This window comes from Marinagarivorans cellulosilyticus (assembly GCF_021655555.1).
In the GTDB taxonomy this organism is placed as follows: domain Bacteria; phylum Pseudomonadota; class Gammaproteobacteria; order Pseudomonadales; family Cellvibrionaceae; genus Marinagarivorans; species Marinagarivorans cellulosilyticus.
The window spans coordinates 298,996-317,049 of the sequence record NZ_AP023086.1 but is presented as its reverse complement, the minus strand read 5'-3'; the positions used below and the strand labels follow the sequence as shown (position 1 = coordinate 317,049).

The window sequence follows — 18,054 nt, the reverse complement described above, 5'->3', positions numbered from 1 at the left end:
AAGAAGCAATATTTTTGAATAGAAAATGGCGAATGGCAGCCATTGGAGCATATAAAGAAAAATATTTAATGCTAATTAATTAAACACCCTACCAAGCCAATAATTAGCGTCAAAAAATAATCTATAAAATGAAAAGATGATTTTTCAGCCTTTAGTTATTCAACTTATTGACGGCTTCGATAACAGAATAATCACCTTTTTCAAAAGCCGCGATATTGTTAAAAGTCACCGTCGCAATTTTTTGCAATGCTTCGCGGGTAAAAAAGGCTTGATGGCCGGTAATAATCACGTTGGGGAATGTGGTTAAACGGGCGAAGACATCGTCTTGAATAATCGCATCGGATAAATCCTCGAAGAACAGTTCGGCCTCCTCTTCGTACACATCAATGCCTAAATAACCTAAGTGCCCCCTTTTTAGGCTATCAATCACCGCTTGGGTATCGATTAAACCGCCACGGCTCGTATTAACCAACATAGCGCCCTTCGGCATTTTGGAGAGAGACTCGGCATTTACAATATGGTGTGTTTGCGGTGTTAAAGGACAATGTAAAGAGACGACATGGCTTTGCGCCCATAGCTCCTCTAGCGTTACGTTCTCGGCGCCATTAACTGGTGCTTTAGCTGGGTCGAATATAATTACGCGGCAACCAAAGCCCTGCATTATGCGAATAAAGGCTAAGCCAATTTTTCCCGCACCAATCACCCCTACCGTTTTACCATGTAAGTCGAACCCCATTAAACCGTGCAAGGAATAATCGTTTTCACGAATGCGGTTATGTGCCCTGTGTATATGGCGGTTTAAAGTCATAATCAAACCTACCGTATGCTCTGCCACAGCATAAGGGGAATACTCTGGCACCCGGGCAATGCAAATACCCCGTGCTGCTGCCGCTTCGACATCCACATTATTAAAGCCCGCACAGCGCATTACAACCAACTTAATATTTAGCTCTGCTAAACGTTGCAGTACTTCTGCATTAACAATGTCGTTAACAAAACAACACACCGCATCGCAACCTTCAGCTAAAACGGTTGTTTCCGGTGTTAAGCCCGCTTTTAGATATAACAAATCGTGGCCAGGATTTAAGGCATCAAAAAATACATGGTCGTAAGGTTTGCTACTGTAAAATGCTATTTTCATAATTACCTCACACAATAAACACAAAATCTAACCAACACTCACACATCAATCACTGTTGTCGGTGCCACCTTGATTTAAATATTTACACATGGCCTCGTGCGGGTTCTCGCAATGGTAAATTTCACGGTATAACACCAACTCTTCAGTTTTTACATCAACCAATTGCTCGGCACCGTAAAACACGTAAAAGCGCGCATCATCATATTGATACTGGTAAACCCCATGCGGTTCTTGCTCTAGCACCAACCACTGCGCCTCGTTAGCATGGCAAGCATTCACCGTCACCAAAGTATCGTGCGCCAACTTCACCACCACAAAGGCTTTAGGCGCAGACATAAAATCGCGCTCGCGCTCGTAGGCAATATAAATGGCGTCATCAGTTGCCAGCGTGGCTAGGCTTGCCGCTGGCTGCGTGCAAAAAAGTGGTAAGTCTGTGGCAATCATGATTCACTCCCCTTTTCGTCTTCGTCGTTATTTTGTTGTTCAGCAGGGTTATTACTTACAGCATCCAAGCGTAAAAAACCATCGTCGTCTAAGCTGCCCATTAACCCTGTATCTAACCAAGTAATATTATTTACACAATAACAAGGGGATTCCTCCCCAATGTACCCCAGCATAACCTGTGGCCCAGCTACCCATAAACGCCCTAGCATACCTGTAGCCACTTCGGCTTGGTTGGCATCAACAATTTTTAAGCTTGTACCCGGCAAAGGCATACCCAATGTTTGCGCTTTAGTCCCCACTTGAACCTTCCAATTATGGGTGTCCATTGCGTCTGGAATATTACAACTCACCACCGGCGATGCCTCGGTAATACCAAAACCGACAAGCACCGGTAAATTAAATTTAAGCTGAAATTGCTGTAAAACATCGGGGGTTAAACCCAAATGGCTACACACTACTGCACGCACACTGCCTAGCATTAGCGCATGGGCTTTATCGTGTTGGCTTAGCTGCTGCAATACCTGTGCACTCACAAATAATAACGTTACATCATTTTGGCTAATAGCACGGGCATCGGCCACGGGGTTAGCCACCGGTTGCGGCACACACGCAATACCTTGTAGCAGCGGCATTAATAAATTTACAGTCAAACCATAGGCTTGATGCAATGGCATATTCGCCAAGGCAATATCATCGGGCTGTGCATTTAATACATCGGCTAGTTGTGCAATATTTGCTTGAATATTTTTATGGCTTAAATTAATGGCGTGCTCTTGGGTAAAAATAGCCACCGCTGCATTTTCTGGCGCTACTTTATTAAGCGACAACCAGCGCAATTTCCAAGTTGGTGTCCAGCGGCTATAAAAAGCCGTTAAACATCGTTCAAACCGTGTGACATGGAGCTTGTCCATATCTACAACTGTTACGCTATTGCTTAGGCCTGTCATTAAATCTTTGGCGATATACACGGTGTTACATTCTATTTTTTCTAACTGCTCGGCCAGTATTGCAGGCGGCAAGGCGCCATCTAAATTCGCAATACGCTTACCGGCAATAAACGCCGCCATATGTAAAATGGCCGCATCTACCGTAGGCGCCATCATTACGCCAATGGTCTGCGTTTTATGTAAACGCAGGCGGCGCGCCCAAATTAACGATAAGCTCAGTGCTTGGTAGCCCGTTAAATGGCCGCCATCGGGGTAAATCAATAAAGGTTGGCGCCCGACTTGTTTAGCGCGATTAATCCAACTTTCGCCCAGCGCAGGTTTTTGATCAATAAAGGCTTGCCACGTCACTAGCGATAAATCGTACACGCGCCGCTTTAAAATATCAGCTGTCGTAGTTTTAGGTAAAGGCTCGCCAAAGGCACATATTAAATTACGGTTTAAACCGCGTTTTTGCGATTGTTTAAAATGCTCGCTCGCGCGCGAAAACTGGCTGCCCCATAAACCCCGCAAATAAAACGGGACAATCACAACAGCGTCTTCGCACAACGCAGCGGCGCGTTCAAAGCCTTTTCTAAATTCGGCTAAGTGGCCAGTGCGGCTAATAGTACCCTCAGGGAATAAACATACCACTTCGCCTTGGTTTAAATACTCGGCAACCTTTTCGATAGAGCTTTGCGCACTGCTGCCCTGCGCTATAGGAATACAGCCCATTAAATCTAAAAAGCGCTTAAGGTACCAACGCTGGTAAATACTTTTTAACATTACAAAACGCACAGGCCGTGGGCTGGCCAATTGCAAAATAGCCCAATCGATCCAGCTAATATGGTTACCCAACAACAACACGCCGCCCGCCGAGGGCATATGCTCCAACCCTTGCACATGCACCTTGTAACGGCGCGAAATTACACTGGCTAATGCAAAGCGCACAAAGGCTTGCGGTAATTGTTTAAGGGTATAAATACTGCCAACCAGTGCCACTAACACCATTAACTGCAATAAGGTTTTGCTACTAAGCCCCATTAAGGCAAATACAACGGTTAAGGCCAAAAAGCTTAACATCGCGAGGTTTTGCACCCAATTATTAGCCGCCAAGGTACGGCCTAATGCATCACCTTTTGCGTTAAATTGAATCAACGCATTAAGCGGCACAATAAACAAACCACCGCTAATACCAATCCATAAAAAGCACCCGGCAAACGCCCACATGCTATTTAAGTGCGTTAGCACAATAAGGCCGCTCAAAATGCCTAACGCCCCAACAGGTAATAAACCAAGCTCTATATAATTACGCGATATTTTGCCAGCCGTTACAGAACCAATGGCAATACCAATACCCGTACACGCCAATACGGCCTGCACAACCAAGGTATTCAACTCGCCCGTGGTGGCTTTTAAAAACGATGGGAAAGCCGCCAGCAATACCTGCCCTATGGACCAAAACATAGCTAGCCCAATAACGCTCAAACCAATTGCGCGGCTATGGCCTAGAGGTTTTAAGTCTTGCCAGAATAGCCGGCCGCTAAAAAATGCTTTTTTATCGAAATGCGCTTGTGGGCTAGGCGTACCCACAGCCGGCAAACGGTACATCATCACCAGCTCGATAACGCTGTTAATTACCAGCAGCCAACCTACAGGCGCAATGGCACGAAGAATGTCTGCTTCATTAACGGGGTTTTCTGGGTACAGTAGCTCAAAGACAATGGTATACGCGAAGCTACCGGCCAAAATCGCCACAATGGAAAGTGCCGATATCGCGCCGTTGGCTTCGCTCAAACGCGCCTTACCAAATAGCTCTTTGATGTAGCCGTACTTTGCGGGGGAATAAATAGCCGATTGCGCCGCCAGTAAAAACGTCATGGCAAAGGCCAGCTCAAACATACCTAAGTAGTAACAGGCGGTAATGCACAGCGTTAATACCACCGCCGCCCAGGCGCTCATTTGCATGACGCGGCTTTTGTAGAACTTATCGGATAAAAAGCCTGCTGGGCTTAATAACAATAGGAAAGGCAGCAAAATCAAGCCGTTGACGATTGCCGTTAAAATGACTTGTTCGGCACCGTCGTAAAGCTTGTATACGGTATTTTGAATAACGATTTTGTGGCCCAAATCCACAAAGGCATTCAGGAAGGCCGCAATAAAAAACGGAATAGCACCGGCAAAGTGACGAAGTGATTGCTGCGAGTTAGAAGGCATAGTGATGAACGCGTTTACAGTCCGAAGGAAGCGCCATCATCGCGCAAACGAGAAGTTGGGTCTAGCACCGTAAAGTACTAGCCCCTATTCATCGACTAGGCTGTGCGCCAAATACAAACGGCCAGCGCCAACCAACCGGCAATAAAGGCCAAACCACCCAGTGGCGTAATGGGGCCAAGCCAACGCGGCCCGCCCAATGCCAGCCAATACAAACTACCGCTAAACAAAACAATACCCACCATAAAAGCAACGCCCGCCACCTTGCCTGCGGTATTTACACCCATGCCCTTCAGCAGTATCGCCAGCGCCAATAAAGCCAATACATGCACAAAATGGTATTGCACCGCCGTATGCCATATTTGCAGCGCGGTGGCACTAAGGCTTTGTTTTAAAGCATGCGCGCCAAAGGCGCCCAAAGTAACCGCCAGCGCACCATTAATAGCCGCAAAGAGTAAAAAGAGTTTAACCATGGATTTCTCGCTTAAGTAGTGTGACCAAGCCATGGATAATACCGCGAAAAGGCGGCGCCAAGGGCACCGGCGGGCGAGTTAGTTACTGTTGTGGCTCTAAATTGAGTTTGGGTCTTTCCAGCCTGCTGGTATTTACCATCCTGGCTGGGCCGTAGGGTTTGTTTTAAACGAGTGACTGTCCATACTAATCTTGATAAAGCCTTAGCTAATAAGCCCCTGGATAAAAAATCTTCTTAGTGAGTCTGTCTCGTATCAATGCTTCCATAACGCGTAAGAACTCCTGAGGCTGTTTTTCCAAAAGGCTCAATCGATCCACATATTCGCTAACCATACCTTCAATTAAAAAGTACACCATGTCTGCACCGTGTAATTTATAACGCAATTTTTTCCATGTGGTCGGGCATTTTTCGTTTAAGGTTCGACTTGACTTGGCTGCCGTTCCAATAAGACCCTGTGCCTTTAATAGGATTACGAGGGCTTTACCTAGCCCTCCCCCTGTGGATTTTGCGGCTTTCTTCAGGTGTACTAGTCGACGCTTTAGGCTAAATGTCATGGCAGGGTCGGACATGATTTTTTTGGAAATCTGAGTGGCGATTGCAGCAGATATAGCAATAGCGAGCTTTTTACCCATTTGCTTTCCAGCGATCCTTTTCCCTTTGTCTTTGAGCGCAGCAACAGCTCTATCAAGATCTTCGGACGGAATGCGATCAAATACACCTTTCGTTCCAGCCCTGAGTAATGTGGTTTTATCAATATTGTTAAATATAAACGCACCTGACTCTAAAGCCTGTTCCAGTACCCATTCAGGAATAACCGAAATATAGTCATTTATAATTGTCGTAGCTGCCTGCATTAGGGGGTTATCTAAAACACTAATATCAAATTCGACAATGTTTTTATAGGTTGTTTCGATTAATTCCAGTATGGCTAAGTTTTCACCGCCCACATCAGAAAACCGATCTGCACCCATTAAGTGTAAACCCTCTGCCGTTCTTTCCACGCCTGCGGCAATGCTCTTAGGCTTCTCAACTGCTTGATGTTGAATACCGTCGGCGACCCCTGCAACTGACGGGCTTATTTTGTCGATAAGTAAAAGTGTTTGATTCCAAGTAGCCGAGGGCCGAAACGTTCGGTAAGAGGGGCCGTGACAGCCAAAGCTACACTCCTGCCACTTTTTGTGAAGACTTGTCCCCCTATCAAAAAAATCAATATTTGAATATTGGCTGGCTCGCTTACCCTTTAGATATTTTTCTACACCCAGCTCACTAATTAATTTTCCGTTATAACCACTCATAATGCTTCCTTACAAATCTAGCTGTAATGATTTTAATACTGGTTCCAATTCCTCTTCTATAGCCACTTTATCTTCGGCGGTAATAAGCGACATAAAATAAATGTCTTTCGTATTACTTGGAATTTTCACCGAATAAAGTGTCGTGATTTCAGGCACACCAGCAAATTGAGATGTGATGTTCGTGATAATGACATCGTAACCAGCAACTTTCTTATTTAGTCTGTTTATTTGTGTGTCTGTATTCAAAATATTGGGCTGCGTTTTTTTCAAATAGAAATCAATAAAGTCCTCGAAACTAGACGGTTTACTTTGAACATAAAAAGCCACAAAAGAAATATCGCCCAAGCGAAAAATGATTTCCCGTTCACCAAATAAAGAGTCGTTCGTGTCTTTTGAAAACATCCAACTCTCAGCCGGTACAACGCTAAATCCTTCGCTTTGGTAGCGATTCTCTGCGTTTTGATCCGAGCAAGCGTTTAGAAAAAAGAGAAAAAGGGCAGTTAAATGGCAATATGAGAGAAGTTTCGGCATGTACGATTACATTCCATCGATTAAAAATACAGCAACTCAAGTTGCATCGATCATAGCATGCACAAATGAGCCAAGGCAATCGTCGCCAAATTTAAAGAACTGGTGCCAAAAATTAGGACGCCCAAAACTCGATAAACGGTAAGACAATCCCTTAACTCATCACAACTAGAGGGCCACGCCCCCTAACTTAAGCCCCCCTACCCCTGTAAATAAATGCGGCCCAAGCAATGTTCTGGTCAACTAAAGCCGGCCGCGTCACTTTAGTCTTTTACGCCATTAATTTGCGCTTGCCACACAGCCTAAAAAACAACAAACCGCATAACGTCAACAAAAGGTTAAAACCTACTCCCCCGCCTAATATGCTCCCTTGCGAGCTACTTGATGAACTTGCCAGCTCGCCGCTGGAAGAATTACTAGTACTGCTCGCCACACTACTTACAGCAGAAGAGCTACTATCGCTTGAACTCGAGCTTAATGAACTGCTATTGGCTGAAGGTTTGCTTTCACAATCTGGGCAGTAAATTTGGTATTTGCCACTTAAAGCCAACATGGCAAACATATAAAGACAGCCATCGTAGTAGCGATATTTACCGGTGGGTATTGGGGTTTTCCAAAAGGCTTCTACAAATTCCCAAGCGGCAGGCTCGTTCGAGGCTAAACTGGCCAGCGCATTCATGGCCACTAAGCCCGGCGAGTGGTCGGCATTATTTTCATAGGGTGTGCCATCCAACTCATACAGCGAAGAATAAGAATCTACACCTTCGCTCATAAAAAAGGCCTGCAGTGTTTCTGCATAGGTATTTTGCCAATCGTCTTTTTTCCACCAGTAATAATCCATTGCTGCATTACCCACCGTGCGCCACGCATCGTATTGAAAAGTGTCCTTCCAGTTTTGATAATCCCCGTGGGGGCTGCCGTCAAAATAGGCGTAATCGGGGCTAAGGCCTGTATCGGGGTGTACCGTTGTTTTCAAAAAGTCGCGGCTAGATTGGGCAAGCTCCAACCAAAAAGCATTGTTGTCGTCCGCCCAGCGGGCCCAAAGCTCGTAAAAAGCGGGCAAGTGGTATGAAGGGTCTGTCCAGTTTCTATCGGACGGCGTTGCTGGCGAAAACACCACTTGCATCTCGTTGTGATCAAACAAGCTAAAACTTTCGAGAATGCCACCATTGGCATAACGCGTTTGGCCATTATCGAACATGTCGTCCAGCAATATATTGGCCTGTGCGTTGTAGTCAAATAGCGCCTCGCCGTCGCCCCAGCGGTGGGAAGCAAAAAACAATGCCGTCGCCATATATTCTTCGCCGTCTGGGGCGGGGTTTTTATCGCGAATTTGGCCATCGGTCGTCACCTGCCAAGCATAATAACCTTTCATATCGCCTTCGCGATTTAACGAGTAGGTATTGGCCCATTTCCACAGGCGATCAAAATCTTCTTTTCGATCCATCAATACCGCCATCATCATGCCGTACGACATACCTTCGCTGCGCACATCGTTATTGCCGGTATCCCAGATATAGGCCATGTCCTCGCCCACGGGAATAAACAATGCTTCGTTTTCTAAATCTTCACTGTGAAACAACTGGTCATAAACCGCATTAACGCGGGCCTCGACCTCTTCCGCAGTTAAGCCCATTTCGACAAATAGATTGCGGTACTGCTGGGATTCAAAAGCACCTTGCGCAGGGAGGATGGGCGGTGGCGGTGGCGGCGGAATATCACCAAGGCGCTCAAGCTGAAATGCATCTAGCAAGGTATCGTTACTGCCATCATCGGTTTCTAGCACAAAGCGCAGCTCGCTTTCACTAGGTGCTTGCGTTAGCTCAAATTCCAACGTTTGCGATGTCGCGCTGGTGCCACTAAAACCCGGCGTGCCTAGGCGCTTACCACCTAAATAAACCCCAACCCGCGCCGTAGAATCATTACTGCTGGCGCCGGTTACCGTTAAGGCAAACACCCCAGGAATACCCGATAGCGCAGCAACGGTAGATACACCGTCACTGTTGCCATAAACGCCAACACCTTCAAAAGGCTCGTCGATTAAGCCCGTATGGCCACCCAATAACGTGCCATTTTCAAGTTCAAATTCTTGCAAAACTTGGCTATGCGCAAAGCTGCTACATAGTGCAAGGCTTAACAAGCCACACCGAATGAATGCGTATTTCATTATTATTTTCCCGCCTGTGTAGTTGTGACAAAACTCTCGGTTTGAAAGCAACCTAGGTCTAGCCATTAGAGTACGTTCAGGTTAGGGCGAGATAAAAACAGGAGGTAAACCATTTCTTGCTTGATGTGCAGCAATTTTTAAGCGGTAGAGGGTAAATGTGACGGGGTTGTTGAGTCATGCGGACTATTACATCCAGAAAAGGCCCCCACTCGTTAGAGTGAAGGCTTTACAGGGTTACCCAATTGGGTTGCTTTTAACGGCTCAGCTTTGTAACGGGCCTATTACTGCACTTTTACAAACTGCCATTGCTGGTTATCACCGCCGTGACAATCCCACTGGTGAATTTTTGCTGGCACATTAGGGTCTTGGGCATAATCTAAACATTTGCCGCTTGCTGCAGCGCGAATCTCAAAGAAGCCATTTCCCGTACTTGTGACTTGAAAGCTTTGATTCGTATTGCCGATGCACCCCCACTGCTGCATTTGCACACCATTAGCAGTATTACCAGCGGGTACGTCTAAACACTTCCACGAATGAGTTGCCGTGAGCTGAACGCCTGAGCCATTTGCGATCACATACCAGTGCTGATTATTATTACCGGCATAATCCCACTGATGAACAATGGCGCCATCTTCTTGGCTAAAGCCGCTGACATCAAGCGCTTTACCACTCATCTTGTTAATCAGGCGATAAGTTGTATCCATAGCGATCTGTGTGAGCCCTTGTGAAGCCGAAGAACTGCTTTGAGCTGATGATGAGCTTGGAGCTGACGGCTCCTCTGGCGAAGCAGCATCACATATTTCTGTCGCGCTACCCCAGGAATCTACGCGAATTTTAGTCGCAGTACTGGACGGATCAACATACAAATAAACGGTGCCCGTTAGATTCAGTGATGTATGGGCACCATTTGGCACCACGAAGTCCTGCTTGCAATCAGAGACATCCACAATCACTTCACCACCAAGCCACGTACTCAGTTTGATATCAGCACCTGCACTCGAAACCACTTTCAAGCACTCACCGCCAGCAATCGTATAGTCAGACCCTAGCTCTACTGCCACAGAATTTGAATCGTCACATACGCCACCCGAAGGCTGAGCAGACGCTTGTGAACTCGATGCGGCGACTACAGTGGCTGATGCAACCGTTGAATTATAAAACTGGCCTGCCGTATCGCGCACTTTTAGCCAGTAATAATAAGTCGTACCGGCTTCGCCGCTTGAGTCAAGGTAGCTTACCGTCTGCATGTTACTAAAGTTTGCAATGCGCGTACGCCCTGCTGTGGTTGAGTCCGTGTCGCGATACAACTCGTATTGGTTAGCATTCACATTGCTTGTAGACCAGCTAAGGCTTATACCCTGTTCACTGGCACTAGCTTGCAAGCTAAGCACTGGCGCTGGAGCAGACATTGACGCTTGTGCAACGTCTGAATTATAGAATTTGCTCGCATTATCACGCACCTTTAGCCAGTAGTAGTACGTCTTGCCTGGCTCTACGCCCGTATCTTCAAAGCTTGCCACATTCATATCACTAAAGATGGCGATGCGCGTGCGGCCAGAAGGGTCTGCGTCGGTATCGCGGTAAACCTCATATTGATTGGCGTTGACATTCGTTACGCTCCAGCCGACACGAATACCATTATCAGACGCTGCGGCATTTAGCGAAATGGCAGCAGCCTGCGGCAGCGCCGTCACATTCACCGTTAGCTCCGGCGATAAAGTCGCAATGCGGCCGGCATTGTATACAGCACGTGCATACACGCGGTGCAGGCCCGTCGCCGTTGGCGTGTAACTAGCACCGTAAGGCGCATTCGTTAAGGTCGCGACAACATCATCATCCACCACATACTGCACTTCGGTAATATCATTAAGGCTGGTCGAAATATTTAATGGAATGCTCGCGCCGTTAATCGACTGGCCATGTACCAAACCACTTAAGTTTATAGGGTTAGCTGCAGGTGCAGCCGCGCCTTCAACGCCATCAATTTGCTTGAGGTAATCAACTAGCGCAGCTTTATCATTAGCGCTCAGCAAACCGGTATCTGTTGTGCCGGCATTTAGGTGAACCTCGTTTTCGAGTACCTGTGACAAGCTCTGAACTGAGCCATCATGTAAGTACGGCGCTGTATCCCAAATACCGCGTAAAGTGGGTGTATCTAAGCCACCCAATACACCACCTAATCGCGAACCAGACGCATCCGACAAAGTGCCCACATCATGGCGGTTACCTTGCGGGCTATCGGTAAAGTGCTCGCCACCGTGGCATTTGTAGCAACCCTTCGCATTAAAAATCGCCTTGCCTGCTTCAGCATTATCACGGTAATCACCGTTCCATTTGCGAAACGGGCTCTGCGGGAACCTCGCCAACGATTCTACGTAGGCATTCATAGCATCAAGCGCTGCAGACTTGCCCGCTTTGGGGTAACCCAAGGTTGTATTAGTTTGGCCAAAATCCTCAACCGTCATAAAACCTGAGCCTAAGAACGCAAAGCGAATATCGTGTTCAAAATCGTGAATTTCGTCGAAGTTCGCTGACCAGTGCACGCGGCCATGCCCAGTGCCTGCACGGCCTTCAAGGGTAGTGGTATTGCGAAGTCCTTCGCCACGGTCAGTAAAATCGCGGGTACGGCCATCGTGGCGGCCATCGGTATGACAAGATGCGCAACTCATGTAGCCATCCATTGACATGCGGCTATCACCGGCCGAGTAGAAAATACGCTTGCCTTCAAGTACTTGCGCACTGAGTTTTTCATTGCTCACCGTGCGGGCCTCACTTAGCTCTTCAAACGATGACGCTGAACCACCACTGCCCGTAAATAAAGTGATACGGCTAACCGAGCGCGATAAAAAGTTATGGGTAAATACATCGCCATTATCTGCCACGGCAATACCCTGTGGCGCGGCACCCATATCGATTTGATCAAGCCCTTGCATGTTAGTCACGTTGTATGCCGACAAGCGGTTGTTGCCTTGGTGTGTGATATAAACAATATCGCCGCCACGGCTAAAATCAATTGCACTGGCAATTTCAGCGTTATCAATATCGAATTTTGAATTAGGGACTTCAGCGTTTTGTGAAATATCAATTTTAGCAATGACCGAGCGCACGGTATTTTGGAAATTACCGAAGTTACCATCGAGTGTTATACCGCGATAGGTATTGTCTTTTTTACCTGACACCCAAGCAATATCAGTACCTGGGGCAATGGTAATACCCATTAAATAATTCATTACACCGCGCGAACCGGTATTGGTATCGAGCGAAGTCGTGTCGGCAGCAATTTTAATGGTAGCGGCCAAAGTAAAGTTAGTTAAATCAACTTTATACACATGCGCTTCGTTTTCCGGTGAAATAAAGCGCGTTGCCAATAAGGTTTTACCATCGCTGGTCATCGCCATTGCGCGGGTTGTCGAGCCAACCGATAAGGTATTAATTTTATTGCGTGCAGCGCGATCATAGCGCAGCACATTCCCACCGCCTTCTACCGAAACATAAACATATTGCTGATCTGGTGAAATTAAAACACCGTAAGGCTTAGCGCCTGGGCTCATTTGAGTGACAGTTTGCAAGTGGTTGCCATTGCTATCGAGCACACTTAACGAACCATCATCATAATTGGCAACCCAAATTTCGCCATTACTGGCAATCGCTAAAGTACGCGGGTCATTACCGACTGGTTTTTCGAATATTTTTGCACCCGTGGTCGCGTTAATTGCCGTAATGGTGTTGTTGTCTGGGTTGACATTCAGTACACGGTTATTGGCTTTATCAAACACCACCGGCGACGTTTTATAGTGGTGTGTTAAGCCTGCCGCCTCAACAACCATTTGAATCACTTTTGTATCTTTATTACCAAAGTTATCAACGGCCTCAACGTTCACGTAATAAATACCAGGGGCGCTATAGCGATGGCTAAAGTTATCGTTGCTACCCGTACTTGTTGTGCCGTCTCCCCACTCAATATTAAAAGTCAGCGGGTTGCCTTGCGGATCTGACGCTTCAACCTCAAGCCCGACAGTATTGTTTACATTCACAACATTGCTCGAAAGCTCAATACCATTAATTACAGGTGCCTGATTACCGCCCGACAATGCATTACCTGTAGAGAAATAAAAGCTGTATACCTCAGCTAACCCATTGCCAGCCACATCTTTAACACCATCTTCACGCATATAAAACTCGTAAGTGGTATCAGCCTTTAATGGCTCTTTCGGGGTAACGTTAATAGTGCCGTTACTCCACCAGCTCACGTGCGCCGGTACGATGTTACCGTCCATTTTACGAATCTGAAAATTGGCCTCATTAACCGTATTAATATCTAAGGTTTCGTGAATTAAAACACCAATACGCGAGTTTACATGCAAGCCGGTTGCACCTGGTTGCGGCCAACTAAAGCCCACTTCTGGAGGGCGGGTGTCTGGCTGGCTTTGGTCACAAAAAACTTTCGAAGTGCCCGTACGGTATTGCCCAGAACCTACCAAAATATTACCGATAGGTAATAGAAACTCACCGTAAGCACCAGGGAACGAAGCCACCTCTTCAAAGGTATTCATGTCGACTTTTGCTTCGCCGACATACATATAATCGTCTTTAAAATTGGGGTAGCGCATGCTCGGGCCAGAATAGTCTTTTGACGAAACATGCACGAGATTAGTGGGGTCAGAATAATCAATTACGTCAACCGAACGCTGAAATCCGGTATCGCCGTTCATGGCATTAACAATGTAATGCTTGTACATCGGCATAGTGTCGTAGGCACGCCCTAGATCCCATTGGCCGCCAAAGGCAAAGCTGCGCTCACGAATTTTATCTAATAATTTAGGGTTGGCCGGGTCAGCAATATCGTAAACACCCACGCCAAAACCCGTTAGGTTATCGCCGCGCACAAACAGTAAGTTACCCACCATATTCACTCGGCCTTGAAAGCCAAGATCATCAAGCACGTTAATTTCACCAATTTTAGGGTTACCAGGCTTGCTAACATCGTGAATGGTTAATACAGGTTTATTGTCGAATTGATACGCTGAAGGCACATTGCCAAAACCAATCGGGTAAAAAGTAATAATTTCTGAATGGTGGCCATTTGAAGCGTCGCCCACCATAAAGGCTTCGTCAGTACCATCAACAATAGAGTCTCGCGAAAAATCTGGCACATCATCAAGGCGCGTTTGATTCATACCCGCCCAATTAAAGCCAATAATATTACCCACCCCCATATAATGGTGGTGCCCTGCATTACCGATATTCTGATCACCACCCACCTGCTTAGGATTACGAGGGTTTGTGAGGTCATAATTGCGCGTTACGCCACTAGCATGATCATGGCTAATCAAATAATCATTATGATAAAGCTGCACCATAACGCGATTATTGTTGTCAGGAAGCGTGCTTAAGAGCTCCCCTTCGGTACAGGTGAATGAACTAAAGTCCAAACCTGCATTGGCAGCTAGTGGGGCAGCGCCGACCAAAAGGGCCAGACGCTTTAGCGTTTTTTTGAATTTGCGCAAAGAAAGTTGACTCACAGGTACAGCTCCTAACCTAACCCTAAAAAGGGCATATCAATTCAGCGAGCTTGAAGAGTACAGAGAAGATGTTTTACGCGCAAAAAGGTTAACATAATGCGCCTATAGCGAAATATTCTATTTTTTCATTGAAAGCAATGTTTTGCTTATAGCGTTCTATAACATCAAAGCATAACCTGCCAATAAACCAATGTTTATGCACTATGCACTTACTTTCGATTATTAAAAACTGAGCTTAATAACCCATAAACATTATCAATAACTTTTTTTATAAACCACCAAATGTAAATACAAAAATACGCCTAAAGGTGCGCCAATTAAATGGCGTTTTTTATAACATTAGGCATCAATGAAAACGCCTTATAAGCCCATGGATAACAAAAAAATCTAAAAAATAATTTCTGACGACAACATATTTTTTTAATTTGACAACGCATCAAAACATACGGGCATCTCTAAAAATCATGTTTTGGTTTCAAAATTAAAGACTAATTGGAGGAGTACACCCCTGTTCTGGTCAATAGATCCGGACACATTTCTTTGCCACTTTATGGATAAAATGAACCTGGCATAAATGCCAGAACCCTTTTACCCATAAAGCGCCTCCTGTTGTAAATGTCTTCGCTCATATGCAGCGGGCGACAAGTCGTCATTCGCCGAGTGAAGGCGATCACTGTTGTAATATTTCATATACAAACCCACATCTTTTTTCATAGATTTTCGAGAGTGCATTGGTACTTTAAAAAGCCAGTCGTGCTTTAAACTGCCAAAAAAACGCTCAACAACGGCATTATCCCAGCAGGCGCCAACATCCCCCATTGAAGCGCGAATGCCATGGCTCTTCAGGAGTTTGCCAAAGCGCTTGCTTGTATATTGAGAGCCGCGGTCGCTGTGAAAAACCAGCCCTTTTGGTGGCTGCCTTATTGCCACCGCACGATTAATTGCCTCGCAAATTAGCGACGTGGTCATGCGCTTATCTATTGCCCAGCCAACAATTCGCCGGGAATATAAATCCATAACGACCGCCAAGTACATCCAGCCTTGAGTCGTTTTCAAATAGGTAATATCACCAGCCCATACTTGGTTAATTCCCACCGGATTGAAGTTTTGATTCAGTAAATTATCGGCAACACCCGCGCGCTCATCGCGTTTGGTCGTAACCTTGTAAGCCGTGCGCTGCTGCACTATAAGCCCCAAAGACTTCATGCGACGCCGCGTTTTTCCACGGCCAATTGTAATGCCTTCTTCGTTAAGCTTTTTGGCTAGCTCGCGACTGCCTAAGCTGCCCCGGCTTTGATCAAATAACGCCTTCATTCGCGAATTTACATGCAGATCTTCGGCACTGATCACAGGCTTGGGGCGTTGTCGCCAGCTGTAAAATGCTGATTTACCAACTTTCATTACACGGCACAGTAGTCGTACCGGGAAATCCGCCGACCTCTCATCAATAAAGCCAAATTTCACTTCATTTCTTTCGCGAAGAAGGCACTCGCCTTTTTTAAAATTTCTTTCTCCATCCGCAATTCTTTAACTTCTTTTCGCAGCCGAACAAGCTCTGCGCGCTCCTCGCAACTGGGAGCGACTCCGGTCTTTTGGGCCTCCTCATTGTCTTTCCAGCGATAGAGCAAGTTAGCCCTTATGCCCAGCGATTCTGCCGCTTTCGCTACCGAGTAACCCTCATTGGTCACTAGGGCAACGGCTTCTTTTTTGAATTCTTGGGTATAGACTCTATTTGTACGTTTTTTGGTCATATCAACACCTCAATCTGCTGAGATTATTATCTCTTATTGATGTGTCCGGTTCTATTAGACCAGTACACCCCTAACTTGCATAAGCATTAACCTAGAAACCGCAGTTGAGAGTCAAAAAGATGCGTATTCCGTTGGTGTGTATGGCGTGTAGTAAAAATGTGTAGTCACCTTATTGGTGATGAATCATTTTTATCGCGCGTCAGGTGCACCAAGGGGATGCGTAGACTTTGATGGTTCAACTGCGGTTTTTAGGATTAACCAGCACCTCTGTTTAGAGACCGCCATAGGTAGCACCTATAATCCACACTTATGACCCACACTTATGACCCGCACTCATGACCCGCGCCCGAAAAGCACAAACCTTAGGCTATAAACGTGGGCCGTGCCGCAGTAAAATTTTTTGGATACAACTTGCTTTAATATCCACCCTGGCGCCAATTTATGCCAGCTTAGCGGGACAACCTAGAGGGATACCAATGTTATTAACTTAGCGGCAGCCGACAATTTTCCTGGACTCGCTCAAGCCAACCCATGGGCGCCGATATTACAACCAGCCACAACAAGTAAGTAGCAGGCATAAAAAAACCGCCTTTCGGCGGTTTTTGTAAATTCCAGCACTTAGAGCCGTTAAGCTTCCATAATGCCTTTAAGCTTTTTCATGGCGTTTTTTTCAAGCTGGCGAATACGTTCCGCCGAAACACCATACTGTGCAGCCAAGTCGTGCAGTGTTGACTTGCTATCGTCATCTAACCATCGCTGCTGCAAAATATCGCGGCTGCGCTCATCTAGCTGCTCTAAAGCAGACTCTAGATTATTAACGCTGGTTTTCTCCCAGTCTGCCGCTTCTACCATGCCAGCAGGGTCGTAGCGTTTGTCTTCTAGCATGTTAGCCGGTGCTAGGTACGCGGTAGATTCATCGTCGTCATCCGCACCGGCATCAAAACCAGCATCAAACGCCGATAAACGCCCTTCCATATCTTGCACATGCTTAACATCAACGTTTAAATCTGCCGCTACAGCTTTGGCTTCATCGTGCGTTAACCAGCCCAAACGTTTCTTTTGACCACGCAAATTGAAAAACAGCTTGCGCTGCGCTTTGGTGGTGGCAATTTTCACAATACGCCAGTTGCGCAGAATGAACTCGTGAATCTCGGCTTTGATCCAATGCACCGCGAAGGAGATCAAACGCACACCTTTTTCTGGGTTGAAGCGCTTAACAGCCTTCATTAAGCCGACGTTACCTTCTTGAATAAGGTCGCCTTCGGCCAGACCATAGCCAGAATAAGACTTGGCGATATGCACGACAAAGCGCAAGTGAGCCATTACTAACTTACGCGCAGCCTCTAGGCTTTCGCGGTAGTAAAGATCCTCTGCTATCTCTTGCTCTTCTTCGGCCGTCAGTATAGAAAACTGATTAATCGACTGAATATAAGCATTAAGATTTTGTCCGGGAGCAAGCAAGTCAATACGTTGCAAACTTGTACCCATAATGTGTAAACCTCCAAATAATTTTGCGAGCTGAGTGTAGCACTCATTTTTAAACTCTGCCAAGCCTTACATGTGTCAAATATCACAGGTATGCAAGCCTTATGGCTTC

10 protein-coding genes are annotated in these 18,054 nt (G+C 46.2%); all 10 read right to left on the bottom strand.

Translation table 11 applies throughout. From position 1 onward, the window contains the following. Positions 1-151: 151 nt before the first annotated feature. On the bottom strand, positions 152-1,141 hold the full coding sequence (locus tag MARGE09_RS01200) for a 2-hydroxyacid dehydrogenase (RefSeq protein WP_236985544.1): 990 nt from the start codon (positions 1,139-1,141) through the stop codon (positions 152-154). A gap of 45 nt (positions 1,142-1,186) precedes the next feature. Beyond that, positions 1,187-1,585 carry a hypothetical protein gene (locus tag MARGE09_RS01195; protein WP_236985543.1) on the bottom strand — a complete coding sequence of 133 codons (399 nt, stop codon included), beginning with the start codon at positions 1,583-1,585 and terminating at the stop codon, positions 1,187-1,189. Next, entirely contained in the window at positions 1,582-4,725 is a 3,144-nt protein-coding gene (locus MARGE09_RS01190) for an MFS transporter (protein ID WP_236985542.1), read from the bottom strand. Before MARGE09_RS01190 ends, MARGE09_RS01195 begins: the two co-directional genes overlap by 4 nt. A gap of 95 nt (positions 4,726-4,820) precedes the next feature. Next, positions 4,821-5,228: a DUF423 domain-containing protein gene (locus MARGE09_RS01185; protein ID WP_236985541.1), complete on the bottom strand. Its 408-nt coding sequence runs from the start codon at positions 5,226-5,228 to the stop codon at positions 4,821-4,823. Between the two features lie 172 nt (positions 5,229-5,400). Next, positions 5,401-6,489, bottom strand: coding sequence for a cellulose-binding protein (locus MARGE09_RS01180; RefSeq protein WP_236985540.1), 1,089 nt, complete (start codon positions 6,487-6,489; stop codon positions 5,401-5,403). Positions 6,490-6,498: 9 nt separating this feature from the next. Next, entirely contained in the window at positions 6,499-7,020 is a 522-nt protein-coding gene (locus tag MARGE09_RS01175) for a hypothetical protein (RefSeq protein WP_236985539.1), read from the bottom strand. A 268-nt stretch (positions 7,021-7,288) separates the two neighbouring features. After that, positions 7,289-9,184, bottom strand: coding sequence for a glycosyl hydrolase family 8 (locus tag MARGE09_RS01170; protein WP_236985538.1), 1,896 nt, complete (start codon positions 9,182-9,184; stop codon positions 7,289-7,291). 281 nt (positions 9,185-9,465) lie between these two features. Beyond that, on the bottom strand, positions 9,466-14,706 hold the full coding sequence (locus tag MARGE09_RS01165) for an RICIN domain-containing protein (RefSeq protein WP_236985537.1): 5,241 nt from the start codon (positions 14,704-14,706) through the stop codon (positions 9,466-9,468). A gap of 588 nt (positions 14,707-15,294) precedes the next feature. Then, positions 15,295-16,457 (bottom strand): IS3 family transposase gene (locus MARGE09_RS01160; RefSeq protein WP_236983141.1). Its coding sequence is split into 2 segments (ribosomal slippage): positions 15,295-16,208 and positions 16,208-16,457, totalling 1,164 coding nucleotides; the frame shifts between segments, so codons are not numbered across the junction. 627 nt (positions 16,458-17,084) lie between these two features. Beyond that, the gene (gene rpoH / locus MARGE09_RS01155; RefSeq protein ID WP_236985536.1) at positions 17,085-17,945 is read right to left on the bottom strand and encodes an RNA polymerase sigma factor RpoH; all 861 of its coding nucleotides are present in this window, start codon (positions 17,943-17,945) and stop codon (positions 17,085-17,087) included. Positions 17,946-18,054 lie beyond the last annotated feature (109 nt).

Excerpts from the sequence above, each read along its gene's own strand:
- MARGE09_RS01175 (WP_236985539.1), bottom strand. The coding sequence starts at position 7,020 with ATGCCGAAACTTCTCTCATATTGCCATTTAACTGCCCTTTTTCTCTTT.
- MARGE09_RS01180 (WP_236985540.1), bottom strand. The coding sequence starts at position 6,489 with ATGAGTGGTTATAACGGAAAATTAATTAGTGAGCTGGGTGTAGAAAAA.
- MARGE09_RS01200 (WP_236985544.1), bottom strand. The coding sequence starts at position 1,141 with ATGAAAATAGCATTTTACAGTAGCAAACCTTACGACCATGTATTTTTT.
- MARGE09_RS01190 (WP_236985542.1), bottom strand. The coding sequence starts at position 4,725 with ATGCCTTCTAACTCGCAGCAATCACTTCGTCACTTTGCCGGTGCTATT.
- MARGE09_RS01185 (WP_236985541.1), bottom strand. The coding sequence starts at position 5,228 with ATGGCTTGGTCACACTACTTAAGCGAGAAATCCATGGTTAAACTCTTT.
- MARGE09_RS01195 (WP_236985543.1), bottom strand. The coding sequence starts at position 1,585 with ATGATTGCCACAGACTTACCACTTTTTTGCACGCAGCCAGCGGCAAGC.
- rpoH (WP_236985536.1), bottom strand. The coding sequence starts at position 17,945 with ATGGGTACAAGTTTGCAACGTATTGACTTGCTTGCTCCCGGACAAAAT.
- MARGE09_RS01170 (WP_236985538.1), bottom strand. The coding sequence starts at position 9,184 with ATGAAATACGCATTCATTCGGTGTGGCTTGTTAAGCCTTGCACTATGT.